Source organism: Endothiovibrio diazotrophicus (assembly GCF_054657215.1).
In genome coordinates this window covers 1-8,430 of the sequence record NZ_BAAHXB010000170.1, presented here as the reverse complement: position 1 = coordinate 8,430, position 8,430 = coordinate 1, and the positions used below count along the sequence as shown (strand labels likewise).

Here is an 8,430-nt window from a genome sequence, read left to right as displayed (position 1 = left end):
CGCCCAGATCCAGCGGGGCCACCTCCTCTTCGGCGGACTCGTCCATTCCCGGGTCCAGCGACATCGCCCCTTCTTCCACCGATGAATCGTCCAGACCCGGCGCCACCGCCGTTTCTCCGGAGGTTTCCTCTTCGCTCATATCGAGGACCACCGTCCCCTCGTCGGCGCCCTCTTCACCGCCCGGTAACGTTAGATCGAAATCGAGTCCCCCCATCGCCCCCTCGCCGACCTCCTCGATCAGCGACGGCCCCATATCGGTATCGTCGAGTCCCAGATCGAAATCGAGTACATGCTCCGCGTCGTGGACCGGTGGTGCCTCCTCCCGTCCCGTATCGACCAGATCGCCGCCGGGAATGGTCAGATCGAAGTCCACCAGATTGCCCTGATCCGCAGCCGCCTCCTCGACGGCGGGCGCCTCTCCTCCTGCGGAGAGGGCACCGAGGTCGGTAAGGTCGAAATCGAGCACATGCCCCTCGTCGTGGACCAGCGGCTCCTCTTCCGTCGCGCCGCCGAGGGTATTCCCTCCGGGGAGGGTCAGATCGAAATCGACCTCCTCACCCGCCGCGTCCGCTCCGCGGGAGACCACCTCCTCAACCCCTTCCGGAAGCGCCAGATCGGCGTCGAGACCGTCCGCCACCGCGCCCTCCTCGCCGATCCCGAGGTCGATGTCCAGATCGAAGGAGTCCGGCAGCTCCAGCTCCACCTCCGGCTCTCCGCCCGCCGGGGCGAGGGTCGAGGCCCCCACCGCACCGGCAGCGAAGAGTACCGATGCGGGCGACAGCTGGGCCCCCATCTCGCGCACCCGGTTCCACACCGCCGCATCGCCGCCGCCCAGCTCGCCGCGGAGCTGACCGGCCAGCGCCTCGAACGGTGCCACGCTCTTGGCGGCGAAATAGATCTCCAGCAGCTTGAGCTTCAGCTCGTGGCGGCCCGGCTCGCGGGTGATCGCCCCTTTCAGCAGGTCCTCCGCCTTCTGGTACTGGCCGATGTCCAGATAGACGTCGGCCTCGGCGATCGGATCGCCGCCCGCCGACGGTTCCGCGCCGCCTTCGACGGAGGCCAGGGCGGCCGCCACCGAGGCCGCCGCCACCTCGTCGGGCACCTCCTCCCCGGCCGCCGCGCGGCGGCGGCGGGCCACCAGCACCAGCCCACCGAGCAGCAGCAGCACCACTCCGACACCGCCCCCCAACAGCAGCGGGTCATCGAGGAAGGGAATCACGAAGCCGGCCGGCTCCGCCGGCGGCGGGGCCGGAGCACGCATCGCGGGAGGGGTTGCGGGTTTTTCCGCCGCCGGCGCGGGCTGGACCGGCGCGGGTCGTTCGGCCGGGGCGGGCTGCGCGGGGGCGGGCGCGGTGGGCGGCGCCTCGCTCTCCGCCTGCTGCCGCGCCATGTCGATGGCGATCAGCGCCTCCTCGGCCGCCTCCGAGACCACCAGCCGGGGCTCGATCTTGCCATCGACCTCGGTCTCCACGGTGGCCTCGTCGGCCAGCGCGTTCTCCAGCCCCTCGACGGAGCGGGGATCCTTGATCCGCCCCAGGGCGATGGCCGCCTCGCGGCGCACCATCGGCTGGGCATCGCCGGCGAGCGCCGGCAGCAGTGCATCCACCGCCCCGCTGCCCCCCAGCTTGCCGAGGGCCTCGGCGGCCGCCCGGCGCAGGGTCCACGGTTCGTCGCCGGCCAGCACCGCGGACAGCGGCGCCACCGCCTCGGCACTACCCGAGTCTCCGAGACGGCCGGCCGCCGCGATCCGTGCCGTCAGGTCACCCGCGGCATCGGCAATCAGGGCGAGATCGCCGGCCGCCGCCGGAGGCTCCGCCGCGCTGTCCGCCTCGGGAGCGCCGCCGACGGCGCTCCCGTCCCCCCCATCGATCGGGGTTTCCGCCGGCCCCGCTCCAGTTGCCGACTCGGCAGCAGGCGACTCCGCGGTAGAGACCGCCGCCGCCGCCACGTCACCGGCGGGTGCCGGACTCTCCGCGGGGCTCGCAGTCTCTCCCGCCTTCAACCGGTTCTGAAGCGCGGCGAGCTGCTCGTTCTTCATGGTGATCAGCGACTTGAGATCGCCGATCTGTCCCTCCAGCTCGTCGATCCGCACCAGCAGCTCTTCATTTTCGCGCTCGCGACTGGCCGCCGCTTCGGAGGCCACCGCCAGTTCGTCGCGTAGCACCTCGGCGGGTGCCTTCTCCGCCGTCCCACCCGCGCCGGGTACCGGAGCCGCGGCCTTCTTCGAGGAAGTGAGCTTGAGTTCTCCCCGGGTCGCCGTGGGCTGGACCGGTGCCGCCGTCGCGCCGCGCTGGATCGGCGCCGCCTCCGCGTTCAGCCCGCCGCCGGCGACGAAGGTCTTCCACGCGGTGTGCTGGCGCTTCACCTCGGCCATCGCCTGCTCGATGGAGAGGCGCCGCGCCTCCGCCGCACCAGGCACCCGCAGCACGTAGCCGGTTTTCAGGCCGTTGACGTTGTCCCCGTTGAAAGCCTCGGGGTTGGCGCGCAGCAGCGCCAGCATCATCTGCTGGACCGAGATCGACTCGTCGGGGCGCAGCCGCAGTGCGATCCGCCACAAGGTGTAGTTGGCGCGGGTAGGACCGAAGCTGGTCACCTTGCTGCCGGGGGGCGGCAACGACTCCTCAGCGGTCGACGAAGAGGCGGCCTTTGCCGCCGGCACCGGCGCCGAGGCGCGGGGCGCCTCCACCACCGCCGGCGGGGCGCTCATCAGCTCAGGCGGATCGAGCAGCAGGGTGTACTCCCGGAGCAGGCTGCCATTGCTCCAGTCCGCCTCGACGATGAAATTGAGGAACGGTTCACGGATCGGTTCGCGGCTGGTCACCCGTACCCGGGCGGTGCCGCCATTCCCCGGCAGCAACTCGAACTTGAGCAGGGTCAGCAGGTGGGAGCGATCGATCCCGGCCCGCCCGAAGGCATCCTCCGGAGCGAGCGCCACCTGCAGGCTCGGCAGATCCTGCTTGCGTACCGAAAGCAGCTCGATCTCCGCATTGAGCGGCTGGTTGAGAGCGGAATGGAGCTTGATCTCGCCGAGGCCGAGGGCATAAAGCCCGGCGGGGGTGGATACGGCGAAGGCGGCCGCCGCAAGGACCAGATTGCGCACTTTGTTCACTGCTTCAATGACCCGCTTTTCGGGATCCGGCGGGAACGGACCCCTTTTGTTATTGAGCGCCATACTCCGTGACCCCATCGCCGTCGCGACCGACGAGGAGCCCGGCGCATCCCCCAACCATCGAGAAATGCCTTTACGATTATAAGCTAAGCGCTCATTTCACATGCACTCTTTTAACAGTTGCCCGACGATTTGTACACCGTTGGCCGCCCCGGCGGCGCGAATATCGTCGCACGCGCCCCGCAATCCCACAACGAAATCGCCCGCGGCCGCCGAGACGGCCGCGGGCGATTGCAGCGACGATGCGCTGGAGCGGAGCTACCGCTCCAGCAGGATGCGCAGCATCCGGCGTAGCGGCTCGGCGGCGCCCCACAGCAACTGGTCGCCAACCGTGAAGGCGGAGAGGTAGTCGTTGCCCATGGTCAGCTTGCGCATGCGCCCCACCGGCACGGTGAGGGTGCCGGTCACCGCCGCCGGGGTCAGCTCCTTCATGGTCAGGTCACGATCGTTGGGCACCACTTTCACCCACTCGTTGTGGGTGGCGATGATCCCGCCGATCTCGTCGAGCGGCACGTCCCGGGTCATCTTGATGGTCAACGCCTGGCTGTGGCAGCGCATGGCGCCGACGCGCACGCAGAGGCCGTCGATCGGCAGCGGATTGGCAGAACGGCCGAGGATCTTGTTGGTCTCCACCTGCGCCTTCCACTCCTCCTTGCTCTGCCCGGATTCGAGCTGCACGTCGATCCACGGGATCAGCGAACCGGCCAGGGGCACCGGCCAGCTGTCGAGCGGGTAGTCGTCGCTACGGATGTAGTCGGCCACCGTGCGATCGATCTCCAGGATCGCCGATGCGGGATCGTCGAGCAGCTCCTTGGCGACGCCGTAGACCGCGCCCATCTGGGTCAGCAGCTCGCGCATGTTGCGCGCACCGGCGCCGGAGGCGGCCTGGTAGGTCATCGGCGTGATCCACTCCACCAGTCCCTGCTCGAACAGCCCGCCGATGGCCATCAACATCAGCGACACGGTACAGTTGCCGCCGACGTAGGTCTTGATGCCGTCGCTCAGCCCCTGCTCGATCACCGCCTTGTTGACCGGGTCGAGGACGATGATCGAGTCGTCCTTCATGCGCAGCGAAGAGGCGGCGTCGATCCAGTAGCCGCCCCACCCCGCCTTGCGCAGCTCCGGATAGACCTCGTTGGTGTAGTCGCCGCCCTGGCAGGTGACGATCACGTCCATCGCCTTCAACTCATCGATGTCCTTGGCATCCTTGAGGGCGGGGGTCTCCTTGCCGACCTCGGGACCGGGCTGCCCGGCCTGCGAGGTGGTGAAGAAGACCGGCTCGAACTGGGCGAAGTCGTTCTCCTCGCGCATCCGCTGCATCAACACCGAACCCACCATCCCGCGCCAACCAACCAAACCTACGCGCTTCATATTGCTAAACCTCGTAATTCTTTCAAGTGCTCGTGATTAACGCGGAGGACGCAAAGACGCAGAGAACGCAGAGAAGACCATGTGAATGCTTCTCCGAATCAACCGACGCCTGCCTCCCACCTAATTCCATCAACTCATGCCACCCAACATCAAACTGCGGAGGCACGCTCTCGAACAGCACAGCGCCAACACCCGGAAAACGCTTCTCCGCGTTCTCTGCGTCTTTGCGTTCTCCGCGTTTCCTACCAGGGCGCCGATCAGGACCGCATCGCGGCGACGACGGCGTCGCCCATGGCGCTGCAGCCCACCTCGGTGCAGCCGTCGGTCAGGATGTCGACGGTGCGGATTCCCTTGGCCAATACCGCCTTCACCGCATCCTCGATGCGCTGGGCGTTGGCCTCGTCGGCGAAGGTGTAGCGCAACATCATCGCCACCGACAGGATGGTGGCCAACGGGTTGGCCTTGTCCTGACCCGCGATGTCCGGGGCGGAGCCGTGGATCGGCTCGTACATCCCCTTGTTGTTCGCGTCGAGCGAGGCCGAGGGGAGCATGCCGATGGAGCCGGAGAGCATCGAGGCCTGATCGGAGAGGATGTCGCCGAAGATGTTGCCGGTGACGATGACGTCGAACTGCTTCGGCCACTTCACCAGCTGCATGGCGGCGTTGTCCACATACATGTGGCTCACCTCCACCTCCGGGTACTCCTTGGCCACCTCCAGCACCACCTCGCGCCACAGCTCGGAGCACTCCAGCACGTTGGCCTTCTCCACCGAACAGAGCCGCTTGCCGCGCTTCATCGCGATATCGAAGGCCACGCGGGCGACCCGGCGCACCTCGGACTCGGCGTAGATCATGGTATTGAAACCGACCCGTTCACCGTCACGCACTTCGATCCCGCGCGGCTGGCCGAAGTAGACGTCGCCAGTCAGCTCGCGGACGATCATGATGTCGAGCCCGGAGACCACCTCGGGCTTCAGCGAGGAGGAGTCGGCCAGCTCCTCATAGAGCAGCGCCGGACGCAGGTTGGCGAAGAGGTTCAGCTCCTTGCGGATGCGCAGCAGGCCGCGCTCGGGACGCAGCGGGCGGTCGAGCCGGTCGTACTGGGGGCCGCCCACCGCGCCGAGCAGCACCGCGTCGGAATTGCGCGCCAACTCCAGGGTCGCCTCCGGCAACGGATCGCCGGCGGCGTCGTAACCCGCGCCGCCGATCGCCGCCTCCTCCATCTCGATGGCGAGCCCGTCGGCCTTCAACACCTCCAGCACCTTCACCGCCTGGGCGACGATCTCCGGCCCGATCCCGTCGCCGGGCAGTACTGCAATCTTCTTGGTCATACTTTTTAGCTCCCGATGATCAACGCGGAGAACGCAGAGACGCAGAGAACGCAAAGGAAAGAGTGCTTATGCGATTATCTCAAACGCCCAACAACGATTCACACGCCGAATAGAACTCCCAAACAAAAAACTCTTCTCTGCGTTCTCCGCGTCTTTGCGTCCTCCGCGTTTCCAGCACCCAAGCTCAAAAGAGCCACGGCGCCTCGGCGCGGCGACGCTCCTCGTAGGCCTTGATGTCGGCGACGTGCTCCAGCGTGAGACCGATGTCGTCAAGGCCGTCGATCAGGCAGTGCTTGCGGAACGGGTCCACCTCGAAGGGAATCGCCTCGCCCTCGGGGGTGGTCACCGTCTGCGCCTGCAGATCCACGGTGAGCGAGTAACCATCGGTCGCCTCGCACGCCTGGAACAGTCGATCCACCACCGCCTCGTCGAGGACGATCGGCAGAATGCCGTTCTTGAAGCAGTTGTTGAAGAAGATGTCGGCGAAGCTCGGCGCGATGATCACCTTGAAGCCGAAATCGAGCAACGCCCACGGCGCGTGCTCGCGCGACGAGCCGCAGCCGAAGTTCTTCCGCGCCAGCAGGATGCCGGCCCCGGCGTAGCGCGGCTGGTTGAGCACGAAATCGGGATTGAGCGGACGTTTGGAGTTGTCCATTCCCGGCTCGCCCTGATCCAGATAACGCCACTCGTCGAAGGCGTTGGGACCGAAACCGCTACGCTTGATCGACTTCAAAAACTGCTTGGGGATGATCGCGTCGGTATCGACGTTCGACCGATCCAACGGCGCCACGACCGCCGTCAACGTCTCAAACTTGTCCATTTCTATTACCTTCTGAAAAGAAGATTTTTCCGCAAATGAACGCAAATAAACGCGAATGAAAAAAACCTCTTATTTGCGTCCATTCGCGTTCATTTGCGGGCCTCTTTCTCTTAAAGCTCGCGCACGTCGATGAAGTGTCCACGCACCGCGGCGGCGGCGGCCATCGCGGGGCTGACCAGGTGGGTGCGACCACCCGGGCCCTGGCGCCCCTCGAAGTTGCGGTTGGAGGTGGAGGCGCAGCGCTCCCCCGGCTCCAGCCGGTCGGCGTTCATCGCCAGGCACATCGAGCAGCCCGGCTCGCGCCACTCGAAGCCCGCCTCGACGAAGACCTTGTCGAGCCCCTCCTCCTCCGCCTGCTTCTTCACCAATCCGGAACCGGGCACCACCAGCGCCTGCTTGACGGTGGCGGCCACCGAGCGCCCCTTGGCCACCTCCGCGGCGGCGCGCAGATCCTCGATCCGCGAGTTGGTGCAGGAGCCGATGAACACCTTGTCCACCGGGATATCCGCGATCGGCGTGCCGGCGGCGAGATCCATATAGGCGAGCGCCTTGCGCATGCCGTCGGCCTTCACCGGGTCGCTCTCCTCATCCGGATCGGGCACCACGTCGTCGATCCCCACCACCATCTCCGGCGAGGTGCCCCAGGTCACCTGGGGCTGGAGGGTGGAGCCGTCGATGGTCACCTCCTTATCGAACAGCGCATCGTCGTCGCTCTTCAGTTCGCTCCAGGCGGCGACCGCCTGTTCCCACTGCTCCGCCTTGGGGGCGAAGGGACGACCCTTGAAGTAGTCGACGGTCTTCCCGTCCACCGCCACCATGCCGGCGCGGGCACCCGCCTCGATCGCCATGTTGCACAGCGTCATGCGCCCCTCGATGGAGAGGTCGGTGATCGCCTGACCGGCGAACTCGATGGCGTGCCCGGTGCCGCCGGCGGTGCCGATCTCGCCGATGACGGCGAGCACGATGTCCTTGGCGGTGACCCCGGGGAGCACCGGGCCGGTCACCGTCACCCGCATGTTCTTCATCTTCTTCTGCACCAGGCACTGGGTGGCGAGCACGTGCTCCACCTCCGAGGTGCCGATGCCGTGGGCGAGCGCGCCGAAGGCGCCGTGGGTGGAGGTGTGCGAGTCGCCGCAGACCACCGTCATCCCCGGCAGGGTCGCGCCCTCCTCCGGCCCGACCACATGGACGATCCCCTGACGCGGGTCGTTCATCGGGAAGTAGGTCATGCCCAGCTCGCGCACGTTGGCGTCCAGCGTCTCCACCTGGGTGCGGGCGATCGGATCACCGATGCCGGGGATGCCGCCGCTCTGCCCGGTGGTGGGGACGTTGTGGTCGGGGGTGGCGACCACCGACTCGCTCCGCCACGGCTTGCGCCCGGCCAGCCGCAGCCCCTCGAAGGCCTGCGGAGAGGTCACCTCGTGGACGAGGTGACGATCGATATAAAGGAGTGCGGTGCCGTCCGCTTCGGTGCGCACCACGTGCTGCTCCCACAATTTGTCATACAGCGTTTTTCCAGCCATCGTTCCGTCCTCTTTGCGATGGTTGGATTCTAGTGGGCGCTAAATCATGAATCAAATTCATTGTTGTCATAACTTTGATTCCGAATGAGAATACAGGAAAAAGACGCGATACGTCGCGTATCGGCACCGCCCGCACCGGTAGGAGCGGCCCCAAGGCCGCGATCGGTACGAAGTGAGGCGCATCGTTCAACGCGCGGCGGAAAACGGAAACGGCGT

The 8,430-nt window shown here is 66.7% G+C and carries 5 protein-coding genes; all 5 read right to left on the bottom strand.

Annotation, left to right across the window (positions count from 1 at the left end; translation table 11 throughout):
* Window positions 1–3,100 (bottom strand): FimV/HubP family polar landmark protein (locus tag ACYQ2W_RS24445; RefSeq protein ID WP_459873312.1); only part of this gene is annotated, 3,100 nt, incomplete at its 3' end.
* Window positions 3,101–3,427: 327 nt separating this feature from the next.
* On the bottom strand, window positions 3,428–4,540 hold the full coding sequence (gene asd / locus ACYQ2W_RS24440) for an aspartate-semialdehyde dehydrogenase (protein ID WP_459873310.1): 1,113 nt from the start codon (window positions 4,538–4,540) through the stop codon (window positions 3,428–3,430).
* A gap of 257 nt (window positions 4,541–4,797) precedes the next feature.
* The gene (leuB, locus tag ACYQ2W_RS24435) at window positions 4,798–5,871 is read right to left on the bottom strand and encodes a 3-isopropylmalate dehydrogenase (RefSeq protein ID WP_459873308.1); all 1,074 of its coding nucleotides are present in this window, start codon (window positions 5,869–5,871) and stop codon (window positions 4,798–4,800) included.
* 184 nt (window positions 5,872–6,055) lie between these two features.
* Window positions 6,056–6,691: a 3-isopropylmalate dehydratase small subunit gene (gene leuD, locus ACYQ2W_RS24430; RefSeq protein WP_459873305.1), complete on the bottom strand. Its 636-nt coding sequence runs from the start codon at window positions 6,689–6,691 to the stop codon at window positions 6,056–6,058.
* 110 nt (window positions 6,692–6,801) lie between these two features.
* Window positions 6,802–8,214, bottom strand: a complete 1,413-nt coding sequence (leuC, locus tag ACYQ2W_RS24425) for a 3-isopropylmalate dehydratase large subunit (RefSeq protein ID WP_459873303.1) — start codon at window positions 8,212–8,214, stop codon at window positions 6,802–6,804.
* Between the last annotated feature and the right edge of the window lie 216 nt (window positions 8,215–8,430).

Bases quoted from the DNA above. Each gene is read 5' to 3' on its own strand.
- asd (WP_459873310.1), bottom strand. From the start codon at position 4,540: ATGAAGCGCGTAGGTTTGGTTGGTTGGCGCGGGATGGTGGGTTCGGTG.
- leuB (WP_459873308.1), bottom strand. From the start codon at position 5,871: ATGACCAAGAAGATTGCAGTACTGCCCGGCGACGGGATCGGGCCGGAG.
- leuD (WP_459873305.1), bottom strand. From the start codon at position 6,691: ATGGACAAGTTTGAGACGTTGACGGCGGTCGTGGCGCCGTTGGATCGG.
- leuC (WP_459873303.1), bottom strand. From the start codon at position 8,214: ATGGCTGGAAAAACGCTGTATGACAAATTGTGGGAGCAGCACGTGGTG.